The organism is Desulfosceptrum tomskiensis, from assembly GCF_049818055.1.
Classification (GTDB): domain Bacteria; phylum Bacillota; class Desulfotomaculia; order Desulfotomaculales; family JASEER01; genus JBFLVT01.
This window is the reverse complement of sequence record NZ_CP187479.1, coordinates 1,633,611-1,659,204: the sequence shown is the minus strand read 5'-3', so window position 1 is coordinate 1,659,204 and position 25,594 is coordinate 1,633,611. Positions and strand designations below refer to the sequence as shown.

The 25,594-nt window shown below is 58.4% G+C and carries 20 protein-coding genes and 1 pseudogene; 14 read left to right on the top strand and 7 right to left on the bottom strand.

Going from position 1 to position 25,594, the window contains the following annotated elements:
* Positions 1-59: 59 nt before the first annotated feature.
* The 3 genes from ACPV0M_RS08515 to ACPV0M_RS08505 form a co-directional block, all read right to left on the bottom strand.
* A complete protein-coding gene (locus ACPV0M_RS08515; RefSeq protein ID WP_425620233.1) occupies positions 60-2,291 on the bottom strand; it encodes a YcdB/YcdC domain-containing protein in 2,232 nt (743 codons plus the stop codon).
* Between the two features lie 338 nt (positions 2,292-2,629).
* Positions 2,630-3,898 (bottom strand): stalk domain-containing protein, encoded by a 1,269-nt coding sequence (locus ACPV0M_RS08510; RefSeq protein ID WP_425620232.1) that lies wholly within the window; start codon positions 3,896-3,898, stop codon positions 2,630-2,632.
* A 560-nt stretch (positions 3,899-4,458) separates the two neighbouring features.
* The gene (locus tag ACPV0M_RS08505; protein WP_425620231.1) at positions 4,459-5,661 is read right to left on the bottom strand and encodes a PLP-dependent aminotransferase family protein; all 1,203 of its coding nucleotides are present in this window, start codon (positions 5,659-5,661) and stop codon (positions 4,459-4,461) included.
* 178 nt (positions 5,662-5,839) lie between these two features.
* Here ACPV0M_RS08505 and ACPV0M_RS08500 point away from each other — a divergent pair, with 178 nt between their 5' ends.
* Positions 5,840-7,156 carry a double-cubane-cluster-containing anaerobic reductase gene (locus ACPV0M_RS08500; protein ID WP_425620230.1) on the top strand — a complete coding sequence of 439 codons (1,317 nt, stop codon included), beginning with the start codon at positions 5,840-5,842 and terminating at the stop codon, positions 7,154-7,156.
* Between the two features lie 88 nt (positions 7,157-7,244).
* On the opposite strand, the gene ACPV0M_RS08495 is transcribed toward ACPV0M_RS08500, so the two are convergent.
* Entirely contained in the window at positions 7,245-7,430 is a 186-nt protein-coding gene (locus tag ACPV0M_RS08495; protein WP_425620229.1) for a hypothetical protein, read from the bottom strand.
* A gap of 246 nt (positions 7,431-7,676) precedes the next feature.
* Between ACPV0M_RS08495 and ACPV0M_RS08490 the strand changes: the two genes are divergently transcribed.
* The 7 genes and pseudogenes from ACPV0M_RS08490 (at position 7,677) to ACPV0M_RS08460 (ending at position 16,628) form a co-directional block, all read left to right on the top strand.
* Entirely contained in the window at positions 7,677-8,105 is a 429-nt protein-coding gene (locus ACPV0M_RS08490; protein ID WP_425620228.1) for a hypothetical protein, read from the top strand.
* Between the two features lie 186 nt (positions 8,106-8,291).
* Positions 8,292-9,320, top strand: a complete 1,029-nt coding sequence (locus tag ACPV0M_RS08485) for a glycosyltransferase family 4 protein (protein WP_425620227.1) — start codon at positions 8,292-8,294, stop codon at positions 9,318-9,320.
* Positions 9,321-9,332: 12 nt separating this feature from the next.
* Positions 9,333-10,268, top strand: a complete 936-nt coding sequence (locus tag ACPV0M_RS08480) for a glycoside hydrolase family 130 protein (RefSeq protein ID WP_425620226.1) — start codon at positions 9,333-9,335, stop codon at positions 10,266-10,268.
* 18 nt (positions 10,269-10,286) lie between these two features.
* Positions 10,287-11,297, top strand: a pseudogene (locus ACPV0M_RS08475) (mannose-1-phosphate guanylyltransferase); the annotation flags it as partial.
* A gap of 147 nt (positions 11,298-11,444) precedes the next feature.
* Positions 11,445-12,776 (top strand): phosphomannomutase, encoded by a 1,332-nt coding sequence (locus ACPV0M_RS08470; protein WP_425622169.1) that lies wholly within the window; start codon positions 11,445-11,447, stop codon positions 12,774-12,776.
* Between the two features lie 79 nt (positions 12,777-12,855).
* Positions 12,856-14,328, top strand: a complete 1,473-nt coding sequence (locus ACPV0M_RS08465; protein ID WP_425620225.1) for a glycoside hydrolase family 130 protein — start codon at positions 12,856-12,858, stop codon at positions 14,326-14,328.
* A gap of 44 nt (positions 14,329-14,372) precedes the next feature.
* Positions 14,373-16,628 carry a glycosyltransferase gene (locus tag ACPV0M_RS08460; RefSeq protein WP_425620224.1) on the top strand — a complete coding sequence of 752 codons (2,256 nt, stop codon included), beginning with the start codon at positions 14,373-14,375 and terminating at the stop codon, positions 16,626-16,628.
* 81 nt (positions 16,629-16,709) lie between these two features.
* On the opposite strand, the gene ACPV0M_RS08455 is transcribed toward ACPV0M_RS08460, so the two are convergent.
* From ACPV0M_RS08455 to ACPV0M_RS08445, 3 genes are all read right to left on the bottom strand, one after another.
* The gene (locus ACPV0M_RS08455; protein WP_425620223.1) at positions 16,710-17,792 is read right to left on the bottom strand and encodes a bifunctional phosphoglucose/phosphomannose isomerase; all 1,083 of its coding nucleotides are present in this window, start codon (positions 17,790-17,792) and stop codon (positions 16,710-16,712) included.
* A gap of 20 nt (positions 17,793-17,812) precedes the next feature.
* Positions 17,813-18,145 carry a zf-TFIIB domain-containing protein gene (locus ACPV0M_RS08450; RefSeq protein WP_425620222.1) on the bottom strand — a complete coding sequence of 111 codons (333 nt, stop codon included), beginning with the start codon at positions 18,143-18,145 and terminating at the stop codon, positions 17,813-17,815.
* 92 nt (positions 18,146-18,237) lie between these two features.
* Positions 18,238-21,018 (bottom strand): cation-translocating P-type ATPase, encoded by a 2,781-nt coding sequence (locus ACPV0M_RS08445; protein WP_425620221.1) that lies wholly within the window; start codon positions 21,016-21,018, stop codon positions 18,238-18,240.
* 307 nt (positions 21,019-21,325) lie between these two features.
* On the opposite strand from ACPV0M_RS08445, the gene ACPV0M_RS08440 reads away from it, so the two are divergent.
* From ACPV0M_RS08440 to ACPV0M_RS08415, 6 genes are all read left to right on the top strand, one after another.
* On the top strand, positions 21,326-21,622 hold the full coding sequence (locus tag ACPV0M_RS08440) for a MoaD/ThiS family protein (protein ID WP_425620220.1): 297 nt from the start codon (positions 21,326-21,328) through the stop codon (positions 21,620-21,622).
* Between the two features lie 40 nt (positions 21,623-21,662).
* Positions 21,663-22,058 (top strand): hypothetical protein, encoded by a 396-nt coding sequence (locus tag ACPV0M_RS08435; RefSeq protein ID WP_425620219.1) that lies wholly within the window; start codon positions 21,663-21,665, stop codon positions 22,056-22,058.
* A 400-nt stretch (positions 22,059-22,458) separates the two neighbouring features.
* Positions 22,459-23,286, top strand: a complete 828-nt coding sequence (gene nifH, locus ACPV0M_RS08430) for a nitrogenase iron protein (RefSeq protein ID WP_425620218.1) — start codon at positions 22,459-22,461, stop codon at positions 23,284-23,286.
* A gap of 18 nt (positions 23,287-23,304) precedes the next feature.
* Positions 23,305-23,622: a P-II family nitrogen regulator gene (locus ACPV0M_RS08425; RefSeq protein WP_425620217.1), complete on the top strand. Its 318-nt coding sequence runs from the start codon at positions 23,305-23,307 to the stop codon at positions 23,620-23,622.
* A 59-nt stretch (positions 23,623-23,681) separates the two neighbouring features.
* A complete protein-coding gene (locus ACPV0M_RS08420; RefSeq protein WP_425620216.1) occupies positions 23,682-24,047 on the top strand; it encodes a P-II family nitrogen regulator in 366 nt (121 codons plus the stop codon).
* Positions 24,048-24,074: 27 nt separating this feature from the next.
* On the top strand, positions 24,075-25,484 hold the full coding sequence (locus ACPV0M_RS08415) for a nitrogenase component I subunit alpha (protein WP_425620215.1): 1,410 nt from the start codon (positions 24,075-24,077) through the stop codon (positions 25,482-25,484).
* Positions 25,485-25,594: the final 110 nt, after the last annotated feature.

Below are 25,594 nucleotides of genomic sequence, written 5' to 3'. Positions count from 1 at the left end.
CCAAAAGAGAAGGCCAGGGTTGCAAACCCTGGCCTCTAGATGGGAAGGATAGAGTGAAGCTAGTGAGCCAGCAGAGCGCGTACCAGCATGCCGGCCGCCTCCCCGCGGGTAACCGGGCGGTTGGGCGCCAACGTTCCGCCGTCCTGGGGCGTAAGGTAACCCATTGCCAGGGCGGCCGCCGCGTATCCGCGGTCGGCGGGATTAATGAGGCCCGCATCCTTCACCGCAAGTTTGAAAGCCTCGCCGTGGCGCGCCAGCGGCCCGAAACCCTGGCTGTTGACGAGCCACCTGGCCGCTTGGATCCTGGTTACCTGGCGCGCGGGATCGAAGCCCGCGGCATCCTCAATGATCCTTAAGGACAGCACCCGGTCAAGCAGCTGTTGATCGTCTTCTTCGTTCAAAGGCTGGTATCCGCCCGACTCGCCGGCTGCCCTGGCCAGCATCTCCAGGAGTTCCTTGCCGGTAATGACGTCGTTGGGCCGGAAGCGTCCGTCCTTGGCGGTGACGATGCCCTGCTCAGCGAGGAGATCAATGTCCTTGGCCGCGGGATGCCCGGTAATGTCGGTGAAGGCGGGTCGGCGGTCGGCCACCGGTTTCCCTTCATAGTCTATTTCCTGTCCCGTATTGGCGTCGAGCATCGCCGCCGGCCACAGGTTTGTCGGGTGATACAGCAGGAAATATGCAGCACGGTCAGTCTGTTCCGCCGGCCACTTCGCGTAAGCCCGGGCATACTCCAGCATCAGCGGGTGTTTCTCCAGGAAGCGCGCGCTGGCCGCGGCCTGGCTGATGACGCCGGCAGCCGCGGGGAAAGTAGTGTCCCACCAGCGCATCTGGTAGTTGGTAATTTCGCCTGTCACCGAGCTGACGGTCACGCTGAAACCGTTTTCGGGGTAGGGGATGCCGTTGACCATACGGGCAAACTCGAAGACATAGGAGCGAGGTCTTTCATCGCCCGCCTTGCTCCAGGGACCCAGCTCCTTCTCGCTCCGCCGAAGTACAACCTGTCCCGCGCGCGAGGGCTGCTGCTTTTTGATGAAGTTCTGAGCGATTTCCTGGGCCTGCGCCTGGCTCAACTTGACTTCCGGAGCGTTGCGATAATCAGGCTCGTTATCGTAGCGAGCGAAACCCAGAAGTTCGCCGTTCCGGGCGTCCACGCTGACATTGAGAGAGAGGCGCTTTTCCTTGTCGGTATAGTTGAAGCTCCAGATTTTCGATCCCGGTACGGACCAGTTAGCCATCAGTTCCTTGCTTGTCAGCTGCATTTCGGGCGGCAGAGAATAGGCCGCTTCCGCCTTCATCCGGGCCTGGTCGGCGGTCAGGAGCTTGCCCAGTTTGTCGACGGCCTCTTGTTCCACGACCGTTAAGGGCATTTTCTGGGCTCTGGCCGTCATTGGTTCCCCGCCGCCCCCGCCGAAGAAATCTCCCGTCACGTCGAAGTAATAGGGGCCGTTGAGAGAGTCGTGGCGTTTCCCGGTCAGCGCGTCGAGGAGGAATCTGCCGTCGCGCAGCTGGTAGACGAGCCTTGGCTCGACGTCGGTGTCCCGGTCGCGCGGGCCGAAGTACATGTAGGCCAGTTCCAGCCCGGTTTCGGTGAAGATGGCGGCGGCGCGATCCGGGGAGAGACGTCCCGCAGGATCGGGAAGGTTGAGGTTTTCCTCCCAGGACAGGTTGAAGTTCTGCATTTCCCCGGTCTCGGCGTTGATGCCGACAGTAATGGTGTTGCCGTTGACGGGGATGCCGTTCACCGTGCGCAGGAACACGTAGTTGTACATTACGGGGTAGGTTCGGTTGCGCAGCGGAAAGACTCTAGCATTCTCCATAGGGTCTTGGGGCGCCGGTATGCACTGGGTAAATTTGTCCGGAACCAGTTGCTTGGCCACCTGCTTGGCCTTTTCCAGGGCTTCGGTCCGAGTGTAGGCGGGAAGCCCGTCGAAGCGACCGGAGCGGCAGCCCCTGTAGATGTCGATGTTCAGGACCTCGCCGCTGGCGGCGCTGACGGTGATCATGCACTGACCGCCCGGTTCGCGGCTGTTGCTCCATCTCAAGTGCCAGACTCCGCGGCCTTTGTACTCTGTGTAGTCCGAAGTGAACTGTTCAAACTTAGCGGTGTCGGGATAAATGTTCCTGCCGATCTTTATGGCTTCTTCAAGGCTGACTTTGTTTTGCAGCACGCCGGCTGCGGCAGCGGCCACTCCCTCCCCTGCCGGCGCCGGGGCGGGGATGGCGGCAGGGACCAGGAGACTGACGGCCGTGACGGCGATGGCCAAGCCCCGCCGATAACGGTGAAACATTGCAGATACCTCCTTGCCAAAAATTCAACGAGTTTTAACGAGTCTTTTCTGATGTTATAAGGCAGATCTACAGAAAAAAATGACAAAAAAATACCCCGAATAGGGGTTAGGAGGAGGTGGCCTGTTAAACTTTTATCTTCTGCAGTTCAGCTAGCTGCTGAAGCAGGTTGATGACAGTTTTTGCTTCGCACCGTCGTCAAAACTGGGCTGCGAAAGGTTGGGAAAACCGTGCTGCTGTTTCAAGTATAATTCACCGGGCGGTCGCCGAACCAGAGATCAAAGTCCTAGAAAGGATGAGACTATAGGAGGTTTTTTCTCCTTAATTTGAATGTCAATAATCAAAAAGTCAGGGCTTTCAGCCAGTAATCGTAGATGATGCTCTGGCCGTAGGTCGTGCCGGGCACGGCCCAGCGGGCGTTCAGTTTCTGCCAGGTGGGGGCAGAGCCCCGGGCGACCAGGTTGTAGCGCGGGTCCACCAAAACCTTGCCGGGGGGCAGCGGGTTGCGGCAGGCATAGGCGTAAAGGTGTTGGATGTGGGCCTCGACGCCCGCCTCCGGGGAAGCGAAAATCGCCCCGTGAATCCCCGGCTCGAACCGGACCAGCTGGGGGTCGGCCCCGTTTAACGGTTCCTGGCCGGTACAGGGGCTGCCGGTGGCCCACAGGCCGCAGTAGTTATTTTGGAAGGGCTGGACGCTGCCGGTAAACTGCCAGTAGTGAGTTTCCTTGGCGGCCTGGCAGAAGGCCAGGTCTCCCCGGATGCCGTATTCGGCTCCGATGCGCAGGTAGAGCTCGGCAAGGTCGGGAATGGGGACGAATTCCCGGCCGTATTGCTGCGCCATTTTGGCCCGGATGCGCGGCGTTTCGGCCGCCAGCCATGCTTTCAACTGGCCGGCGGTGGCTACGGCAGGTCCCTGAATGGTCAGGTCGGCCATGGCTATGACCGTCCCGTCGGGCAATTTGACGGTCGAGGGATACTTGCTTAGTTGACTGAGATAGGTCTTGAACTGCTCTATTTGTTGAGTGCTGAAGTCCGCCTCGCTTTTGTGCAGCAGTTCCGCGGAACTGATGACCGAACCGTCGAGCAGCTTTAAGTTGGTCCGGTATGCGGCCAGCTCCTGGAACAACGTGCTGGACGGGGTTGACGGTTCCGCACCGCGGCTGGGCACAGGGAAGGTCAGCCGCGACTTTACGTCGACCGTGCGGCTCTCCTTGCGCCAGTTGACCTCGCAGCCCAAGGCCTCGCCCACCGCCCGGAGCGGCACTACCGTCCGTCCCAGCCGCGTTACGAGGGGCTGCCCGTAGTCCGGCGGAATGGCGAGAACCCTGCCGTCAATGACGATCTGCACGTCGTTTTGCCGACCTGGCGGGCGAGAGGGTACGGCCCCTGAACCACTGCTAAACGTGGTGATGATGACCTGCCTGGTTGCCGAACGCCACTCCACTTTCGCGCCTAAGCCTTCGCCGATGATCCGCAGGGGAACGTAGGTCCTCCCGTCAAGGATCAAAGGGGCTTGATCATCCAGCGGGACGGTTACCGTTTTGCCGTCGATGACGATACCGATGCCGCCGCCTGCTGCGGCCTGCATGGGAAGGAAAGCAGCGGACAAAATTCCGAAACCGAGGCAGAGCGTGATCAGGATTTTAAGTCGGGATGAACAGTGAATAGGGCACCAGTCCTTTCCGGGGTCACCTTGCTCATGAGTGACAATGCTTTTTTAAGCATATATGTGACATGGAAAGGAATTCTACGGTGCCCGCCGCCGCCCCTGCTCGGTCTTACCGACCTGCTATGAGGCTGTTGAAAAACTGCGCCTGGCTAAAAAAGAAGTCTGACGCCGGAAGTTGGATGCCTGTAATGTATAATTTCGGCGCTCCCCGCGTCGGCGACCTGCAGTTCGCCTTATGCGTACGGCGCGATGGTGGCGGGGAGCGCGCGCCTCGTCAACGTTCACGACATTGTTCCCCTGCTGCCGCCCAGGAGGATCAAACCATTCTTGACGAACAAGATCTGGTGCTACGAGCCTGTTCCCGGCGTTTTTCCGCTGGCCGTTCAAACCGGCAGCCTGCAGGGAAACCACGCCATGCAAACTTACCTGGAGGCCCTTATGGATTTAAGCAAAAGAGCCCCGGCGTTCGGGGAACGTAGCCCTTCCTCCGTAGCCATCCGTTACCCCCGAGTCCCGCCTTGGTTTGCCATGCGCCGGCCCAGCAGGCGGGCCAGCCGGCCGATGCCGTCTTTGATGCTGGCGGGCGGGGTGTTCGAGAAATTCAGCCGCAGGCAGTTTTCGCCCCCGCCCGTGGCGAAGAACGGGGCGCCGGGGACGTAGGCCACTTTTTCAGCGACAGCCTCCTCAAGCAGCGTGCCGCTGTCCAGTCCCGGCGGGAGAGTGACCCAGAGAAACATTCCGCCCTCGGGCTCGGTCCAGGCGACACCGGGAGGAAACTGTTCGCGCATCGCCCTGATCATCGTCTCCCGCCGCCGCCCGTACTCGCGCCGGATTGTTTTGATGTGTCCGGAGGCGTCGGCGGCGGTGAGGTAGCGGTAGACCGCCCGCTGGACCAGCGTGCTGGTGTGCAGGTCGGTGCCCTGCTTGGCCAGGATCAGCTTCGATACCAGATCCTTTTCGGCCACGACCCATCCCAGTCTCAGCCCCGGGGCGATCGTCTTGGAAAAGGTGCTCAGGTAAATCGTCCGGGCCGTCCGGTCAAAGCTCTTCAGCGGGGGGACGGCCTCCCCGGCGTAGCGCAGTTCGCTGTACGGATCGTCTTCTATCAGCGGTATCCGGTACTTTTCCAGGAGAGCGGCCACGGCTTCCCTCCTTTCACGGGGCATGGTGATCCCGGTCGGGTTCTTGAAGGTGGGTGTAAGGTAGATAAACTTCGGGCGCTGCTCGCGGATGGCCTTTTCCAGCGCTTCGGTCACAATGCCGCCTTCATCCGTCGGGACAGCCACGAAACGGGCCTGGTAACTGCGAAAGACCTGGATGGCGCCAAGGTAGCTCGGGTTTTCCACGATTACAGCGTCGCCGGGGTCGATAAAGAGCTTGGCCAGCAGGTCCAGGGCCTGCTGGGAGCCGTTGGTAAGGAAGACGTTTTCCGGCTCGGCGTCGACGCCTTTCTCCCGCATGGTCCCGGCGATCTTCTCCCGGAGCGGCAGGTAGCCCTCGGTGGTGCTGTACTGTAACGCCGCTGCTCCGCCTTCGTCAAGCGCGTCGTTGACGGCCTTGCGTAATGCATCAAGCGGGAACATTTCGGGTGCCGGCAAGCCGCCGGCAAAGGAAATGACGCCAGGGCTTTCGGTTATTTTCAGGATTTCTCGGATGGCTGAGCTTTGCATCCGGCCGACTCTTTCCGCGAAGGCGTAAGGCATACGATCCTCTCCCAAAATTGGATTGTTGTAAGAACGATACTACATTGCTTTGGGCAAGGAAAGAGCCAATTGCATGCCGACTTATTTATCTTTCTGTCATAACAAAAGGGAATTGGACTAATAACTTAACAGCATATATGATCTAGGCAAAAGCCACCTGTCAGGGAGTGAGGTTGTTTTGGCCGATTACACCAAGATGTGGGACGAGCTGGGTCTGGATCTCGAGGCGCACGACCAGTTGCTTCAGGCGTTGCCTCCGACGTACGGGGAGGTATATATGCGGCAAGAGAACCGCCCCAAGGGGATGGAGTATTTCGACTTCGTGGTCAGCGAGATTCACGGCTTGCGCGTACAGGAGTTGCAGGAGTTTAAGAAGAGCGGCGGCAAGGTGGTCGGGACTTTCTGCATCTTCGTGCCCGAGGAATTGGTCCTGGCCGCGGGAGCGGTCTACGTTGGCCTTTGTTCCGGCCTCGATATCGGCGCCGCGGAGGCCGAAGCCGTGCTCCCGCGCAATATCTGCCCCTTGATCAAGTCGTTCATGGGCTTTAAGCTGGCCCGCGTCTGTCCCTACATGGAGTCGTGCGACCTCCTGGTCGGGGAAACGACCTGCGACGGCAAGAAGAAGGCCTTCGAAGTGCTGGCTGACTTCGCCCCGGTTTACGTCATGGAGACCCCTCAGAGGAAAGGTCCTGTGGGGCGCATGCTCTGGATGGAGGAAATCCGGTTGCTGGCCCTTAAGCTGGAGGAATTGACCGGGAAGCGCATCACCAGTGACTCCCTTGCCGAGAGCATCCGCCGCGTCAATGCCAAACGCCGGGCTCTGCAGCGCCTTAACAGGTTGAGGCAGGCCGACCCGGCACCGATTTCGGGCCGCGATGCCCTGCTGATCAACCAGATCGCGTTTTACGACGACGTCGACCGTTTCACGGCCCAGGTCAACGCCCTTTGCGACGAACTCGAAGAGCGGGTCGGCAAAGGCGTTGGGATAGCCCCGGAGGGGACGCCTCGCGTGGTTGTAAGCGGCACCCCGATGGCCATACCCAACTGGAAGGTGCCCTTCATCGTCGAGTCGGCGGGGGCGGTCATCGTCGGTGAGGAGATGTGCACGGGGTCCCGTTATTTCGAGACCCTCACCGAGGAGCGAGAAGGAGCGGACCTGGACGAGATGCTGGCCGGGGTGGCGGCCCGGCACCTGGAGCCCGACTGCGCCTGCTTTACGCCCAATTCCCGGCGTCTCGAAAAGCTTGTTGATATGGCCCGCGCGCACCGTGCCGACGGAGTCATCAGTTACATCCTTTCTTTTTGTGATCCCTATGCTGTTGAGGCCTATCAAGTTGAGAAGGCTCTGAAACGTACCGGTATCCCTTCCCTGAAAATCGAGACCGACTACGGCCAGCATGACGCAGGCCAGATCCGTACGCGTGTAGAGACTTTCCTGGAGATAGTGGCCGGGCGCAAGGCGGCGGAAAGACGGGCCGGCGCTGTCAGCGGCTGAGAGCGGGACGTTGGAAAACAAGGAAGAGCCGGGCCTTTGACGAGGCCCGGCTCTTTGTTCGGTTGCGTCGTTCGCGAGTTAAGAAAAGTTAGAGCAGAGAGGGAACGAAGACCATTGAGCAGACTACAGCCAGGAAGCCAATGACCGGCAATAGAACGAAGCCAAAGGACGCTCTGCCCATGAGCATCTCGGCCCGCGGCAGTTCCGAACAGCAGTATGGGTCGTCCAGACACTCCTGGACAAAGTCGTCGTGGCCGGTTTTAGAGGTTGTCATGGTAAACACCCTCCTTTCAAGTACCTATTTGCCCGCAGGGGGCAATTACCATACTACTCTTGTGCCAAGAAGAAGTCAACCATTCTCATCCAAGCTCTCAAATTCACTTGATTATTAAATGGTAAGGGGTTATCACCACCCGGGAAGCGCGGCGAAGCGGCATCCCTTACTATGCGGTACCCTGACGTTAACCTCATATTTTGTGGTAAGATAAGGTATAGAAGACTGTTGAAAGGGTGTTTCGCGATGGGGCTGACTAAAATGGACGTCGAAGAACTGCGATCGGCCTATACGATGGCTTTCATCTACCAGGACGGGAAGGGCTATATCGAAATGACAAGGGAGGAGGATCTGGACCACCCGTACCGCATTGCCACCGAAACCCGCTTTGTAAACGAGGCGGACCAGGACGGCAAACTGGTCCGTGCCGCAGCGTTTTTTATGCTCGCCCGGCAAAACCGCAGGTGTGCAACCATTGCCAGGTTGTTGCAAGAGGGGGACAGGATCGAACTGGAGTGGCAGCGTGACCGCTTCACAACGGCCAATATGGAGGCGGAAGGCTTTCATACCGACGCGCTGTTTTTGAATATCATCCGTGACGGGCAGGTGTTTACCTTCCTGGTGGACGTCTACACGACAAACAAGGAAGAAATGAGAATGGTCGAAAGCGCGTAGCATTACTAGTAGTACTACCATCGGAATTTTCATCACAGAAAGAAGCGGCCTTTAAACTGCACTCGCTCGGTGAGGTATAAAGGCCTTTTTTATCTGCATCGGACCCGGGGCTTAAAAGCTCAATTAAATAGAAAAGGTATTTAATCCCAGCGTTTGAAAAGTTAGTATCGAAGGGAGGGCAGATTTATGCGTATCGCCATGCTCGCGCCTGTTGCCTGGAGAACCCCGCCCCGGCATTACGGCCCCTGGGAAAGGGTTGTCTCGTTGTTGACGGAAGAACTCGTTGCCAGGGGCGTTGATGTCACTCTTTTTGCCACTGCGGACTCCTTGACTGCGGCGGAACTTCGGGCCGTATGCCCCACCGGGTATGAGGAGGACCCCGGGCTTGACCCGAAGGTTTGGGAGTGCCTGCACATTTCGGAGGTATTCGAGTCCGCCGGCGAATTCGACCTTATTCACAACCACTTCGACTTTTTACCGTTAAGTTACAGTCGCCTGGTCAAAACCCCTGTGTTGACCACGATACACGGTTTTTCGTCGCCGAAGATCCTGCCGGTATATAAGAAATACAACGGCAGCAGCTTCTACGTCTCGATCAGTAATGCGGACCGTTCCCCGGAACTCAATTATGTGGCTACGGTCTACCATGGCATAGACATGGACAGGTTTACTTTTGATCCGGAGGGCGGAGCCGACCTGCTCTTTTTCGGCCGGATCCATCACGACAAGGGAGCGCGCGAAGCGATAGAGATCGCCCGGCGTTGCGGCCGCCGGCTGGTTATGGCGGGGATCATCCAGGACCGAGACTATTTCATCCGCGAGGTGAAGCCGCATCTCGACGGTAAAAACGTCTGCTATATAGGCAGTATCGGGCCGGCGGAGCGTGACAACCTGCTGGGAAGCGCCTATGCTCTTCTTCACCCGATTAACTTCAACGAACCTTTTGGGCTTTCCGTGGTCGAGGCCATGGCCTGCGGCACGCCTGTCATCGCCTTTAACCGGGGAAGCATGCCCGAGCTGATCTGTGACGGTGTCAACGGTTTTCTGGTAAGAGATGTGGAAGAAGCGGTAACAGCGGTGGAAAAGATTCCGGCCATTAACCGCGCAATGTGCCGTAAGACCGTCGAAGAACGGTTTACTTCAGCCCGGATGGCGGATGACTATATCCGGGTGTATCAACGAATCCTGGATATAACCAGGCAATCTGTTATGTAGGAGTGAACTGTGTTGCACCCAGCCATCGTAACGCGTTACGAACGCAATCCCATCCTGACCAGGGACGATGTTCCGTACCCGGTAGCGACCGTTCACAACGCCGGCGTCGTGAAGCGCAACGGCCGCTATGTAATGCTTTTCCGGTCCCACCGGTACAACGGCCGTTCGATTATCGGCCTGGCCGAAAGCGACGACGGCTTTTCCTTCAAGGTGCATCCCGAGCCCTTTCTTGTTCCCGCTACGGAAGGTGTTTTTGCCGAGTATGAAGAATACGGCGTTGAGGATTTGCGCATATGCCCTATTGATGATGAGTACCTGCTGACATACAGCGTCTATTCACGCCATGGAGTTCGTATCGCGCTGGCCCGGACCAGAGACTTCCAGAGCGTGGAACGGATAGCGTTGATCACCCAGGCCGACTACCGGAACGTGGTTCTCTTCCCGCAGCGTTTTGAAGGCCGCTATGCCCGGCTGGACCGCCCGCACTCCGAAATCTCCCCCTGGTCGATCTGGATATCCTATTCCCCGGATTTGATTCACTGGGGGGATTCGCGTGTAGTTATGAAACCCGTTCAATATCACTGGGATGAAATGAAGATAGGACCGGGGGCGACTCCCATCAGGACAGACTGGGGGTGGCTGCATATCTACCACGGGGTGTTCCCGACGATGGATGGTTCGGTATACAGGCTTGGCGTTGCCCTGCACGACCTCAAGGACCCGTCAAAAATACTGGGGGTGGCGGATGATTGGATCTTGCAGCCCGAAGATCCCTGGGAAATCACCGGATACGTGCACAATGTCGTGTTCACCTGCGGCGCGGTACCGGAGGATGACGGCTCCGTCAAGCTTTACTGGGGGGGCGCGGATACCGTAATGTGCGTGGGGACGGCGAGGATCGGTGAACTGGTCGACCTGTGCCTGAACCATTCCCGTGCCCCGTTTTAGACAAGGGACGGTGAGGGTATGAGAACCATGGATGACGGCAACCTGGTGGCGGTAATCATAGCAGGAGGCGTTGGAACGCGTTTCTGGCCCTTGAGTACGGCGAACAGGCCCAAGCAGTTTGTCCGGCTGTTTGGCGAGCGCTCCCTGCTGCAGGGAACCTACGACCGTGTAGCGTCGCTCGTCCCGCCGGAGCGTATTCTTGTGCTGACCAACGAGGGTTTTGTCGGGCTGGTTCGCGAGCAGCTCCCCGACATACCGGCGGAGAACATCATCGGCGAGCCCGTCCGCCGCGATACGGCGGCAGCGGTCGCGCTGGCCGCGCTGTTGTGCCGAAAACGTTTTGGCAATCCTACAATGGTTGTCTTGCCTGCCGACCACAGGATTGACGGGTCCGAACAATTTGTCCGGGCGCTTTTGTCGGCAGCAAGGTATGCGGCCAGGGATGGGGCGCTGTACACCTTCGGCATCAAACCCGCTTATCCGGCGACCGGCTACGGCTATCTGGAACTGGGTGACCAGGTCGCCGAGGATGCCGGCATAAGCCATTTCTTATTGAAGAGTTTTAAGGAAAAACCTGATGCGGCGACAGCCGAGCGCTACATTCGAAGCGGCCGGTATCTTTGGAACAGCGGGATGTTTGTCTGGACCGCGGAAACCTTTATCGCCGCACTGGAACAACACCTGCCGGAACACCTGCAGTATTTGAAACCCATTGTTGCCGGCGACCGTTCGCCTGAATGGCGCGCCGCCCTCCGGCGGGTCTTCACCGAGCTTCCTGCCATATCAGTCGACTATGGAATAATGGAAAGGGCCGCCAACGTACGTACAGTGATTGCCCCCTTCTCGTGGAGCGACATCGGCGGATGGACGGCTCTGGAGAGCCTGTTGGGAAAGGATGATTGGAACAACGCCGTCCGGGGGCGGGTCAGGACGCTGAACGCCCGGAACAACATCGTGTTCTCTGAAGACAGGGAGGAGACAGTGGCCCTGGTTGGTGTCACTGAGACCGTGGTCGTCCGTTCCGGGGATAAAACCCTGGTCATGAACAAAGCACATGCTGAGGAATTAAAGAAGCTGGTGGAGGACTTGCTTAGTGAAACGGAAAAAGGAAGACAAGGCGTAGGAGCGTATCAGAGTAAACAATGTGCCGGGGTCCCGTGTTTTAAAGCCTATGACATCCGCGGCAGGGTTCCCGACGAGTTGAACGAGGAACTGGCTTTCTCCATCGGCCGTGCCTACGCGGCACTCCTCAGGCCGAGGAGGGTGGTTGTCGGACACGATGTCCGCCTGTCCAGCCCGTCTTTAACCGAAGCCTTGGTCAACGGGCTGACGAAGAGCGGGGTTACGGTAATCGATATCGGCCTTTGCGGGACGGAGGTGGTTTACTTCGCCACCTTCGATCTGGATGTGGACGGCGGCATCATGGTCACGGCCAGCCACAACCCGTCGGACTATAACGGTATGAAGTTCGTCCGGGAAAAGGCCAAACCGATCAGCGGGGATTCCGGGCTCAGGGACATTGAGGCAATGGTCGGAGCCGGCAACCCGGGCGCTTGTTCACCGGCGGTATCTGTCCCGGGGAAAACCAGGAAAGTGGACATCTACGACAGGTATGTGGCGCACCTGCTGAAATACGTTGCCCTGTCCGGTCTCAAACCCTTTAAGGTTTTATGCAATGCGGGCAACGGCGGAGCCGGGATGGTCATCGACAGGCTGGAAAGACACCTGCCCTTCCGTTTTGAAAAGATGTATTTCGAACCCGACGGGACGTTTCCCAATGGGGTTCCGAACCCGCTTTTGCCCGAGAACCGTCGGGTTACAGCCGAGGCCGTCCGTAAGGCCGGGGCTGACGTAGGGATCGCCTGGGACGGAGATTACGACCGGTGTTTCCTTTTCGATGAAAACGGTTCTTTCATAGAGGGTTACTATATCGTGGGGCTGCTGGCAGGTCAGTTTCTCAAACGCTACCCCGGCGCCAAGATCATTCATGACCCCCGCCTGACCTGGAACACCATTGAAATCGTGAAAACGGCCGGCGGGATCCCCGTACAGAGTAAAACCGGGCACGCGTTCATCAAGGAACGAATGCGGGCGGAAGATGCCGTCTATGGCGGAGAGATGTCCGCGCACCATTATTTCCGCGACTTTGCTTACTGCGACAGCGGAATGATCCCGTGGCTCATGGTTCTTGAAATCATGAGCCAGACAGGGAAGAAGCTTTCGGAGCTTGTGGGCGAACGGATGAAGCTTTATCCGATCAGCGGGGAAATTAACCGAAGGGTTCCCGATCCGCTGGCTGCCATCAACCGCATTCGGGCGAAGTACGAGAAAGAGGCGCTGCGCGTGGATGAAACCGACGGGATAAGCCTGGAGTTTGAACGGTGGCGGTTTAATCTCCGGATGTCGAATACCGAGCCTGTTGTCCGGCTAAATGTGGAAACGCGGGGTGATCGAGAGCTTCTGGAACAAAGGACAACGGAGCTTCTTGCCGAACTGGATAGTGACTGACCGTTAACGGTATACACCAAAACCATGATTCTGCTATACAAATAAATACAGCAAGACACTTAAAAGGGCGGTAGAAAAGATGCCACGAAACGGCGCAGCGTGCATTCTGGCGACACGCAGAGGCAAGATCAGACAGGCCGATTGCCACCGGGTCATCGTCAGGCCGTTTATCCCCGGGGGTGAAGAACGGGTACGCAGCATCATCAAGCGGGTGATGACTCTTTCCGAAGATGAGGTTACATCTCTTCTCAATCAGGTAATGGAGGAATTTGCCTACCGGCACCGGCGCTTTATTGAGAGCCTGCAAAGGAATTATGAGCTTATTGCTGGGTACGTGCCGGAGGACGCCAAGGTTTCCGAGAGCCGGAGACTCCTGCTGGGGGCTTATTTTACCAACGAGTATTCTATTCAGTCGGCTGGTGTCCTTAATCCGTCGATTGTGCCCCACCCCGACCAGGAGAACCTCCCGGTCGATCATGCAAGGTATCTTATCACCTTCCGGTGTGTTGGCGAGGGGCATATATCGTCCCTTGAATTCAGGTCGTGCGTGCTTGACGACAAGTACCGCATTATGACCCGGCCTCTCAGTTGTCATATCGAGACTCCGGAATGGATTCCCACCGAAACCTATAACCGGGCACTTTTTGAGGCCCAGCTCAAAAGCCGGGGAATGGCAGGCAAGTTTTTACGGGTAATTGTCGACCGGCTGCCGGAAGACTTTACTTTAAAACAACTCGATAAGGTGATCGAAGAAGCAGAAGTGCAAAGGACCTTCCCTAAACGCTTTCAATCGGCGATCCGGGAAGTCCTCGGCTGGTTAAGCAAGAACGTGTATACGGTACAATTCCGCAGTGACACCCGCATTTCAGGGCGCGTTCTTTTCCCTGCGGCCGAAAACGAGTGCCGGGGCATAGAGGACGCGCGGTTTGTCCGTTTTACCGACGATGACGGAACGGTTACTTATTACGGAACGTACACGGGATATAACGGTTTCACAATTGCCTCCAAGATTCTTGAAACCGACGACTTTCTTAAGTTCAAGTCGACCACTCTCGTCGGCAGGGCGGCGCGGAACAAGGGCCTGGCACTGTTCCCCCGGCGCATCAATGGAAGGTACGCAGCCCTGGCGCGCATGGATAACGAAAGTAACTACATCGCCTATACGGACAATATCTATTGCTGGGAAGAAGCCCAGTTAATCCGGGGCCCGCTCAGCCCCTGGGAGTTCGTCCAGATCGGTAACGGGGGTTCGCCCATCGAGACCGAGGCCGGCTGGCTGGTCCTGACCCACGGGGTCGGGCCGATGCGTAAGTATTGTCTGGGGGTTGATCTCTTGGATCTGAATGACCCGTCCAGGCTTATCGGGCGGACGCAGGAACCTATTCTCGCCCCCAATGAGTACGAACGTGAGGGGTACGTGCCGAACGTGGTCTATACCTGCGGGGCGGTTATCCACCGCGATGAGCTGATTATCACCTATGCTATGTCTGACTGGGAATCCGGGCTCGCCTCAATTCCGGTCAAGGATTTGATAAACAGGTGCCTGTTATAAGGACCAAGACAAAAGAGAGACAAGGGAGATAAGGGAGGGGGAAAATGGGCACGTTCATTGGCAAAACCAGGGTGCGATCCATCGCCATGATCGGGACCTACGTACCCCGGAAATGCGGGCTGGCTACCTTTGCCGAAGACCTTTGTCTGGCCATGGATGACGAGCTGGGTAACGGAAATCAGGTATTCGTGGTGGCGATGGATGACATCGACGGAGGATATCCCTATCATCCAAAGGTTCGTTTCCAGATCCGGGACTCAAGCCTGTCTGACTACCTGCGCGCTGCCGAGTTTCTCAACGTAAAGCAGCCGGATATCGTTCTCGTCCAGCATGAGTACGGCATATTCGGAGGCAAAAGCGGAGCACACATCCTGCATCTCGTCAAGAACCTTCACCTTCCCGTTGTCACCACCCTGCACACGGTGCTGAGCGAGCCATCGGAACAACAACGCGCCGTTCTCACCGAGCTTGCCGCCTACTCGGAGCATCTGGTGGTCATGAACCAGCGAGGCGTAAGAATGCTGCAGGACATTTATGGCATTCCGGGTAGCAAGATCTCTTACATTCCCCATGGCATTCCCGATTTTGCCTTTGTTGACCCTAATTTCTATAAAGATGCCTTTGACGTTGAGGGACGCAAGGTCATCCTTTCTTTTGGCCTGATGCATCCGGGCAAAGGTTTTGAACTTGTGATCAAGGCCCTTCCCGAGGTCGTCGCCGTACATCCCGAGGTTTTTTACATTATCCTTGGTACCACCCACCCGCATGTTCTAAAGCATACCGGTGACGCTTACCGGCACAGCCTTCATCAGCTGGTCGAACGCCTCGGGCTTGAAAATCACGTGCGCTTCGACAATAAATACGTTGATCGCGACGAGCTCTGCCAGTATATCATGGCGGCCGACATTTTTGTGACACCTTACAAGTCGGCATCTCAGATCACTTCCGGAACGCTTTCCTACGCCCTCGGAGCCGGCAAAGCGATTATCTCTACTCCGTACTGGCATGCCGAGGAGCTGCTGGACAAAGGGCGGGGTAGGTTCGTCCCCTTCGATGACATCGGGGCCATGGCCCGGGAGATCAACAGCCTTATCGAGAATGAAGGCGAAACAAATGCGATGCGGAAGCGGGCCTACCAGTTCGGACGGAAGATGGCCTGGAAGGAAGTGGCGCGTTCGTACCTTGAACTGTTTTCGCTTGTCCTTGAAAGGCGGATGTGCAAACCCAAGCCGTCTTACGGCGGGGTTTCTACGACCAGGATGGTGGACAAGCTGCCGACGCCCAACCTCGATCACCTGCAGGCGTTGACCGACGATACCGGTATCCTCCAGCACTGTGCTTATACCATTCCCAACCGTGACCACGGGTACTGCCTTGACGATAATGCCCGGGCGCTGATTGTAGCCTGCATGTATTACTCGCTCTACCATTCCCGGGAAATGGTTCCCTTGATCCGAAAGTACCTGGCGTTTCTCCTCCACGCCTTCAACCCGGAGACGCGCCGCTTCCGCAATTTCATGTCCTACGACCGGCATTGGCTGGAAACGGTGGGCAGCGAGGATTCCCATGGCCGAGCGCTCTGGGGACTTGGTGTGACTGTGCGTTCTGCTCCCTCAGACTCCATCAGGGCGATCGCTACGAGAATCTTCAACGAGGGTTTGAGCGTCCTGGATGGTTTCTCCTCTCCCAGGGCGTGGGCCTTGGCCATTGTTGGTCTGTGTACTTACCTCGAGGTTTACTCCGGTGACGCCGAGGTCCGAAGGCTGACCAGGACATTATCCGAACGACTCCACAGGCGGTTCCGGGAAAACGTCTCTTTGGACTGGCCGTGGTGTGAGGACATTCTGACCTATGACAACGCCAAGCTGCCGCACGCTTTACTGATTGCGGGGCGGGTTCAGGGTAATGACGAAATGCTGGCCGCCGGGTTGTCCGTCCTCCAATGGCTTTTGGCCCAGCAAACAGCACCGGAGGGTCACCTTTCCCTGATCGGCAACATGGGATGGATGAACCGCGACGGACTGAAGGCAAAGTTTGACCAGCAGCCCCTCGAGGCCATGGCCCTGACGGACGCATGTGTTGAAGCTTTCCGCGGCACCGGAGACTTCAAATGGATCGAGCATGCTAAGCGATGCCTGAACTGGTTTCTCGGTCATAACGACCTGAACATGCCGCTTTATGACTTCACGACGGGTGGCTGCTGTGACGGGCTGACGCCGCAGGGGGTTAACGCCAACCAGGGAGCCGAATCAACAGTTTCCTGGCTGATTGCTTTACTGACCCTGCTGGACATTGTTTAAGAAAGGGTTAACATAGACCGATTGGCTGAGTGCTGGGCAAGTCGCTCTAGTACCGACTGCCAAGTGCGCCAAGGGTGCCAATTATTCTCCTTTGGCCAGCGTACTCTTTAAACGGTCGATCACTTCCACCGGCCCGGGATTGATCCCGTAGCGGCACGCAAGGTACAGGCTTACGTAATCCCCCAGGTAGATAAGGGAAAACATCCGGGCCAGGAGTCCCTTACCCGAAGCCTCGACCTCGGAAACACCGGCAACCACCTTGCCGACAATCTCCCTGGTGACGGCGAACCGTTTTTGCACCTGCGGATGATCGTCAGGGTCACGAAGAAAGACCAGCCAGATCCGGTGAAGGATATCGGTCGGGGCTTGGAAACCGACGATCTCGTTGTGATTGAGTTCGGGCAGGACGTTCCAGTAGGCGGGGGCCTTGGCGTTTTCGTTTATCTGACCCTTCCAGCGCTGGGCGACAGCCTCGGTGGTGGTGCTTGCCCCCCAGATAACGGGGATACGGCCTTGGAGATTCATCGCCATTTGTTTTGCCGGGTTTTCCGTTAAGGGAGCCTCGAGATCGTATCGTATCCTCAGTTCCCGCAAAATGCGCACCGCCTCGGCGGCCTCGGCTTCAATCCCGTTGACAAGACCCAGTCTGTCCAAAAGCATTAACAGCGGCAGGAAGAGATAACCGATAGCCGATCGCGGGGCGATACCCCCGGGCACGGTAATGAGCGGCACCCCATCCCGTCGCGCCTGTGCAGCCAGTTGGCCGCCGCTCGTTACAGCTACGATCGCCGCCCCTCGCCGGCGGGCCTCGTTGTATGCGCCGAGCGTTTCCTCAGTGTTGCCTGAAAAGCTTACAGCCAACACCAGGGTCCGGGGACCCGCGAAACGCGGCAATGTATAACCCCGGTTAACGGTAACCGGAATGTCCAGGCACGTGAAAGCGTAAACGCGTAAAAGGTCTCCGCCGATGGCCGAGCCGCCGAGGCCGGTCACGACGATATTCTGAAACGGCCCGCCTGCCGGCAGCGGAACGTCGGCTGCCGTATCCAGGGCGCGGCTGCACTGCTCGGGGAGGTCCCGCGCGGTACCGAACATGCCCATGCTGTCCAGGGCTTCAATGGCCTGAACGTCATCGAGGTCAACAGGTCTTTGCAGAACAACCACCCTCTTAGGACTCAATACGTTCAATCAAAGAGATCGCCGAAGATATCGAAAACGCCGTACTTTTTCTTTTTCTTGTGGTGGTCTCGCTTATGCGGATAATCCCTATCCTGGTAGCGATGGCCCTCAAAGCGGTCGTCCTCGTATTTGCGGCGGGGCTCCTCGTAGTCCTCTTCGTGGCGGCGCTTGTGGGCGTCCTCATCGTAATCGGCTTCGAAATCTCCCGCCAGGGAAACCAGTTTTTCAAGCTCCCCGCGGTCCAGCCACACCCCGCGGCAGCGGGGGCAGACATCGATAAGCACGCCGTGGCGCGGCACTTCTTTCAAACGGTCGTGGCAAACCGGACAATCTTTCACCTGTCAGCAACTCCTTTCCTTACTTGGTGAAGTATGCTTCTTAAGACAAGTATATCATCTTCCTCACAGAACTAAACCACTTTCAATGTCAATCAGCGCAGGCGCTTGCAGTCGGCAAAAGGGAGCGCGCCCGCCGGGCGCTGCCGGGCCGGCGCGTCCTCGCACGGTTTCCGGCGGCGTTCCGTTTCCGGATGAATTGATGCCGCCTGCCCGGCCTGATCCTGAAAATAGGGGAGGCGGTTGAGCAGGTAGATCAGCAGGTTAGGCAGCACGGCGCCGAGAAACACCAGCGCCCACTGCCCCGCACCGAGCGGGACGGCGCTCAAGGCGTCGTTCAGCCCCGGCACGTGGACGGCCGCGAACTGGAGCCCCAGGGTGATGATGACAGCCCCGATCATATAGGGGTTTTCCAGCAGGGTCCGGTCCAGGCCCAGGCCGTTCCGCCGCCGTACGTTAAGGGCGTATCCCACCTGGGTCACGGCCAGCGTGGCGAAGGCCAGCGTCCTGGCGACCTCCAGCTGCGTAAAGTTGTTTAGGGCGTAGATAAAGATGAATAAGGGACCGAGGGACAGTACAGACCCGTGCAGCAGGATGGTCAGCTTGAACTTGGCGGTAAGTATATCCTGGCGGGGGTTGCGGGGCGGACGGCACATAATCCCTCTTTCCCCCGGTTCCCAACCGAGTGCCAGAGCCGGAAAAACGTCGGTTACCAGGTTCATCCACAGGATCTGGAGCACGACCAGGGGCAGCGGCAATCCAATGATGATGGCCACAAAGATCAGGGCGATCTCGCTCAGGTTACACGAGAACATGTACTGGATGAACTTCTGGACGTTGTCAAAGATGATCCGTCCCTGCTTCACGGCCCGGATGATGGTGGCGAAATTGTCGTCGGCCAGCACCATGTCGGATGCCTCCCGGGCTACAGCCGTACCCCCGCGGCCCATGGCCACCCCGATATCCGCCCTCTTGAGGGCCGGGGCGTCGTTGACGCCGTCCCCGGTCATGGCGACGATCTCCCGGTTGTTCTTTAAGACGTTGACGATGTCGAGTTTGTTGCGGGGCGATACCCGTGCAAAAATGCTGGCCTTCTTGACCTTTTCCTCCAGTTCGCCGGCGGAAAGGCCGTCCAGATCCCGGCCGTGGACCACCTCGCCCTTCAGGCCGATCCGTTCCCCGATGGCCGCCGCCGTCGCCGGCTGGTCCCCTGTGATCATCATCACCCGGATTCCGGCGCGCTGCGCCTCGGCTACCGCCGCGGCAACCTCGGGGCGAGGGGGATCGGAAATCCCGGCGAGCCCGAGGAAGACTAGATCGGCAAACGGACTGTCGGTGTCTTCGCAAATCTTGTAGGCCACTGCCAGCAGGCGCAAGCCCCGGCGTGCCAGGGCGTCGTTATGGCTCATGATCTCCTTGCGCAGCTCCTCGTTGAGCTCGATCTCCCGCCCGCCGATGCGGACCCTGGAACAAACGTCAAGGATCGCCCCCGGAGCGCCTTTGGCGAATACGGCCCCGGTGCCGTCCGGCAGCCTGTAAAAAGCAGCGCTGCGCCGGGTCTCCGACGAGAAGGGGACTTCCCCCAGCCACGTATACCCGCTACGTTCGGCCTGCTCCCGCTGGAAACCCGCCTTTGCGGCGGCGACCACGAGGGCCCCCTCGGTCGGGTCGCCGATTACGTCCCATTCACCGTTGTCGTCTTCCTGAATGCCGGCCTTGCTGGAAAGCGCCCCGGCCTGGAGGAAGAGTTTAAGGTCGTGGTCCGCTTGAACGTCGATGGGGCCGTCCGGGCCTGTAAACCCCCCGGTGGGAACATACCCTTCTCCGCTGATCTGGATTTCCCGGCCCGGCAGCCAGATCGTTTCGACCCGCATCCGGTTTTCAGTGATTGTCCCGGTTTTGTCGGTACAGATGACGGTGGTCGAACCCAGCGTTTCGACGGCGGGAAGCCTGCGCACGATGGCGTTCTGCCGGGCCATGCGCTGCATCCCTATGGCCAGGGTGATGGTGGCGACGGCGGGAAGGCCCTCCGGGACGGCGGCGATGGCCAGGGCGATGGCGGTGACCACCATCTGGCCGATCGGGTTGCCTGTCAGGACACCGGCGATGCCGATGATGGCGGCAAGGCCCAGGCTGATGCCGACCAAAGAACGGCCCATGCGTTCCAGGCGTTTTTCCAGGGGACTGTGCTCGTCGGGCGTGTCTTCCAGGAGGTGGGCGATCCGGCCCAATTCGGTATCCATGCCGGTAGCCGTAACAACGGCGCGCCCGCTGCCCCTTGCCACGTTGGTGCCCAAAAAGACGGTGTTCTTGCGGTCGCCCAAGGGCGGGTTCGGGTCCGAAATAGGCTCGGTGTTCTTCTCCACCGGTTCGGACTCGCCGGTCAGCGCCGCCTCGATAACGCTTAACTCCTTCGCCTCGAGCAGTCTGGCGTCGGCGGGGACGCGGTCGCCTTCTTCCAGAACGATCAGGTCCCCCGGCACGAGCTCGCGGGCCGGGATTTCGGACAGATGGCCGTCGCGGATGACCTTGGCCGTGGGGGTGATGATCTTCTTCAAAGCCGAGACGGCCTGCTCGGCCCGGAACTCCATAATAAACCCGAGGACGGCGTTCAGGATGATTACGACAAAGATGGCGGCGGCTTCGAAGAAATCTCCAAGGGCCAGGGAGATGCCTGTTGCGGCAAGAAGCAGGACGACGATGATGCTGCGAAACTGGTTGATCAGGATCAGGACCGGAGAGATTTTGGCTTTTTCTTTGATCTCGTTAGGCCCGTAGCGGTGGCTTCGCCGGGCCGTCTCATCTGCGGTTAAGCCGGTCACCCCGGAAGTCTGGAGTTCCTCGATCGTTTCGTGGGCTGTCTTCTGGTGCCACACGTTTTGCACCACCCCCGGCCAAACGATTTGATCCCTTAAACTGTTGCTTCCATAAACCCAACTTTTTTATTAGTGTCTTGAGCTGTTCACGTTTATCCTGTCACCTCTGACCTCTCACCTTACACTTCCCAATAGCCGGCGAAGTGTTTCAGCGGCATCTTAGGTAAATTGTAACAATTGTAACAGTTGAAAGGATAGTCTGCGTAGTGCTCTTGGCATATAATTAAAAGCAAAATCGGCCGGGAAAAAGGCGCTGTGCTTTATGTATCGGGCGAGACAGGACTTTCACAACGGCGAGGGGGATTCTATGGATAAGGTTGAGGTCAGGGTCTTCGGCGACCTGAAACGGCTTTTTGACGAGAGAAGCTGGCCCTTTCCGCTTTTCGTCGACCTGCCTGCCGGAGCCAGGGCCGCAGACCTGGCGCGGGAACTGGACATCCCCCTGGACAAAGTGGAGGTCGTGTTTGTGAACGGCAGGGTCCGGCGCGTTGACTGCTCGCTTGCCCCCGGCGACCGGGTAGCCTTTGTGCCCCCCGGCACCCCGGGACCTTACCGGGTGCTTTTGGGATTTATGGATAAAGGACGCGGGGCGGAAAACTCTTAAGCCGTACCGCAGTCCAGAAATATGAGGGGGTATTGAACAAATGGAACGTAGACAGGCGAAGTGGGCCGGCCGGCTCTTTGCCGTCCTCCTGATCGGCTACTCCAGCCTTGTCGCCAGCTTGGGGCTTATCAGCCCCCGGACGTTGCTGCAATCCATCCCTGAAGGGGGCGCGGCGGTCTTTACGGCTCTGGCGGTTTCGTTTTTCATCGTGTCCGTGCCCGCCGCGCGGCGCGCTACGGAGGCTTTTCCCAGGCCTCTCCAGGGCGTGGCGTTTGCCGCAGTGGGCGGTTTTCTCCTGCCTGCTTTTGCCTGGTCGGTGGAAGCGTGGAACCTTCACTGGCTGGCCGCCTCGGCCCTGGCCCTTGTTCTGTCGGTTGCGGGGCAGTGGGCGGGACTGCGGGTCGGAGAGAAACTGACGGGAAACGGCGGGGAATAGCAAAAGGCCGAATGGGGTCAGATGGCTGCCGTTCGGGTTTCCTTTTTGACCGGTGACCGTTTTTGCTGTTGACTTTTGCAGCCGGCCGTCTTAAACTAACCCGTAGATACAGTGAAGTGTCTGCAAGCGATGGCGCCCTGGAAGGGCGCCTGTTGTTTTTGGGGCGTCGACATCGCCCCCGGCGGCCGCCCGAGGCGGTGCGTTAAACGGTAAGGAAGCCAGAAAGCCCGGGCACCGGTGCCCCGCGAGACTGCCGTGCGCAGTCCCCGGGGCTTTTTGTTTCCCGGAGCGTCCGATGGGCAGTGAAGCCCCTGCCGGCGACGCATGTGGCCGTTCCAGGGGCTTTCTGTTTTTCTAAACACGGTTGAGGAAGTCGTAATACCAAAAAGGAGGGTTCACGGTGACAAGAAAGGTTGCGATCTACGGAAAGGGCGGTATCGGCAAATCCACGACAACCCAGAACACGGCGGCGGCGCTCAGCTATTTCTGGGGGAAAAAGGTCATGATTCACGGCTGTGACCCCAAGGCCGACTCTACCCGCCTGATCCTCGGCGGCAAGTCGCAGGTCACGGTGATGGACACCCTGCGTGAGGAAGGGGAAGATGCCGTGACCCTTGACCAGGTCCTGCATACCGGATTCGGCGGCATTAAGTGCGTCGAGTCCGGAGGGCCGGAACCGGGGGTGGGCTGCGCCGGACGCGGCGTAATCACGGCCATCAACCTGATGGAGGAGCGCGAAGCCTACACCTCGGACCTCGACTTCATTTTCTTTGACGTCCTCGGGGACGTCGTGTGCGGCGGGTTCGCGATGCCGGTCCGCGAAGGGAAGGCGCAGGAGATTTACATTGTGGCCTCGGGTGAGATGATGGCCCTCTATGCCGCGAACAATATCTGCCGCGGCATGGTCAAGTACGCCGAGCAGAGCGGCGTGCGCCTGGGCGGCATCATATGCAACAGCCGCAACGTCGACGGGGAGCGCGAACTGCTGGAGGAGTTTTGTGCCAGGATAGGCACTCAGATGATCCAGTTCGTGCCCCGCGACAACATTGTCCAGAAGGCCGAGTTCAACCGCCAGACGGTCACCCAGTTCGCCCCGGACAGCGGCCAGGCCATGGTCTACCGGGAACTCGGCGGGAAGATCATCAACAACCGGCATTTCGTCATCCCGGACCCGATGACGATGGACGAGATGGAAGCGCTGGTCGTCAAATACGGACTGCTCGATTGAGAAGAGGAGGCAAAAAAGATGAAGCTGATCAGAGCGATCGTACGACCCGAGAAGGTGGATGAAATTGTCGACGAGCTCAAGCAGGCGGGTTACCCGGCCTTGACCCGCATGGACGTGGTCGGCCGCGGCAAGCAAATGGGCATTCGCGTTGGCAGCGTCCATTACGACGAGATTCCCAAGGTGATGCTGATGATCGTGGCCGACGACGGCAAGGTCGAGGAGATCATGGGCATCATCGCCAGGGCCGGATACACCGGCAACTTCGGCGACGGCAAGATCTTCGTGAGCCCGGTTGAGGACGCCTACACCATCAGGACGGGCAGCCGGGAACTGTAGGGGTGCCGGGAACCACACAACTGAGGACCGTCTCAGCGGTCGTCCGGGAGGAGTACAAGTTGAAGGAAATTATGGCAATCATCCGGCCCAATAAAATGCATGCCACCAAGGAGGCCCTTGTAGCCAGGGGTTTTCCCGCCCTGACTGCCCAGAAAGTACTGGGACGCGGTAAACAGCGGGGCGTGGCCGAGGAGCTCACCTTTAGGATCGATCCCAACCTGGTGGATTTAAACGGGCATATGACCTATGTTCCTAAACGTATGTTAACTATCGTCGTCGATGATGACCAGGTGCAGGAAGTGATTGAGACAATCATGGCGACTAACCGTACAGGCGCGATTGGTGACGGGCGTATCTTCGTTCTACCCATTGAGGAAGCGGTACGCATGCGCACCGGGGAGACCGGACCAACGGCCATCAAGTAACGTTTATATGAGCAAGGAGGGAGAAAAGTGCCCCTGATCACCTTGAAATGCGATACGGCCATTCCCGAACGGGGCCGGCACACCTACGTCCACGACAAGGCTGAGCCTGTCATCCCCCGGTGTAACGCTCCTACTATTCCCGGGGATATGACCGAGCGCGGGTGAGCGTTCGCCGGTGCCCGCGGGGTCGTGGGCGGACCAATTAACGACATCATCCAGATGGTGCACGCACCGGTGGGCTGCGCCTTCTATACATGGGCAACCCGGAGGCACATGTCCGACGTGCATACCTGGGCCTTGCCGGGTAAGCTGACCAATAGCGCTTTTAACCGCCGTTACTGTTTTGTTACCGACATGCAGGAGAAAGACGTGGTCTTCGGCGGGGTGAAAAAGCTCAAAAACGCGTGTCTTGAGGCACTCCAACTGTTCCCCGAGGCCCGGGGCCTGATCTTGTTTACCACCTGTACCACCGGGCTGATCGGTGACGATGTGAGGGCGGTAGCCAAACAGGTGGAAAAGGAGACCGGAAAACCGATCTTTTCCATCGAGTCTCCCGGTTGCTCAGGCGTAAGCCAATCCCGAGGGCACCACGACTTCAACCACCAGTTCTACGCGCAGATAAGGGCGCTTCGGGAGCGGCGGCCCGAACTCTGCATGAAAGAAGAGGAAAAGACACCCTATGATGCCGTCCTGATCGGGGAATACAACATGGACTGGGACCTGCGCGTGATCCTGCCGCTCTTTGAACGCATCGGGGTGCGCATCCTTTGCGCCTTTTCCGGCAACGCCTCGATCGAGGACCTGGTGAAGCTGCCCGACGCCAAGCTGAACATCGTGCACTGCCAGCGCTCGGCGACTTACATCGCCGACCTGATCAAGGAGGGCTACGATGTACCTTATATCAGGGCCTCTTTGTTCGGCCTGCACCAGACCTCCAAGGCCTTGCGGGAAACGGCCAAGTGGTTCGGCCTTGAGGAGCGGGCGGAAGCCGTGATTGCCGAGGAAATGGCCCGCGTCTGGCCGGCCCTGGAGTATTACCGCGAACGGCTGCGCGGCAAGAAGGCGGCCATCTATGTAGGCGGGCCGCGCGTATGGCACTGGATCAAGGTGCTGGAGGAGCTCGGGATGGAGGTCGTGGCCTGCGCCTGCACCTTCGCCCACGAGGACGACTATGAGAAAATTAACGAGAAGCTTCCCAACGGCGTGCTGGTCATCGACAACCCCAATGAGTTTGAAATCGAGGAAATGCTCGAAACCTGCAAGCCCGACCTGTTCCTGACCGGGCTCAAGGAAAAGTTTCTGGGGCGCAAGATGGGCTATGCCACCCTGAACTCGCATTCGTACGAGAAGGGACCGTATGCCGGTTTCGCGGGATTCGTCAACTTTGCCCGGGACATTTATCAAGCGGTGTCGGCGCCGGTCTGGAAACTCATTTAGGTAATGCCGGGGCAAGGCGTGCCGGCAAAAGAACATTAAATAAATCTAACGAGCTAGTAAAGGGGAGGGAGTTATGGCCAAAGACATTCCGATCGAGGGCATCACCTACC

What these genes read in the sequence shown, in the direction of transcription:
- ACPV0M_RS08440 (WP_425620220.1), top strand. Translation starts at nt 21,326, where the DNA reads ATGGATAAGGTTGAGGTCAGGGTCTTCGGCGACCTGAAACGGCTTTTT.
- ACPV0M_RS08515 (WP_425620233.1), bottom strand. Translation starts at nt 2,291, where the DNA reads ATGTTTCACCGTTATCGGCGGGGCTTGGCCATCGCCGTCACGGCCGTC.
- ACPV0M_RS08495 (WP_425620229.1), bottom strand. Translation starts at nt 7,430, where the DNA reads ATGACAACCTCTAAAACCGGCCACGACGACTTTGTCCAGGAGTGTCTG.
- ACPV0M_RS08435 (WP_425620219.1), top strand. Translation starts at nt 21,663, where the DNA reads ATGGAACGTAGACAGGCGAAGTGGGCCGGCCGGCTCTTTGCCGTCCTC.
- ACPV0M_RS08460 (WP_425620224.1), top strand. Translation starts at nt 14,373, where the DNA reads ATGGGCACGTTCATTGGCAAAACCAGGGTGCGATCCATCGCCATGATC.
- ACPV0M_RS08425 (WP_425620217.1), top strand. Translation starts at nt 23,305, where the DNA reads ATGAAGCTGATCAGAGCGATCGTACGACCCGAGAAGGTGGATGAAATT.
- ACPV0M_RS08485 (WP_425620227.1), top strand. Translation starts at nt 8,292, where the DNA reads ATGCGTATCGCCATGCTCGCGCCTGTTGCCTGGAGAACCCCGCCCCGG.
- ACPV0M_RS08505 (WP_425620231.1), bottom strand. Translation starts at nt 5,661, where the DNA reads ATGCCTTACGCCTTCGCGGAAAGAGTCGGCCGGATGCAAAGCTCAGCC.
- ACPV0M_RS08490 (WP_425620228.1), top strand. Translation starts at nt 7,677, where the DNA reads ATGGGGCTGACTAAAATGGACGTCGAAGAACTGCGATCGGCCTATACG.
- ACPV0M_RS08465 (WP_425620225.1), top strand. Translation starts at nt 12,856, where the DNA reads ATGCCACGAAACGGCGCAGCGTGCATTCTGGCGACACGCAGAGGCAAG.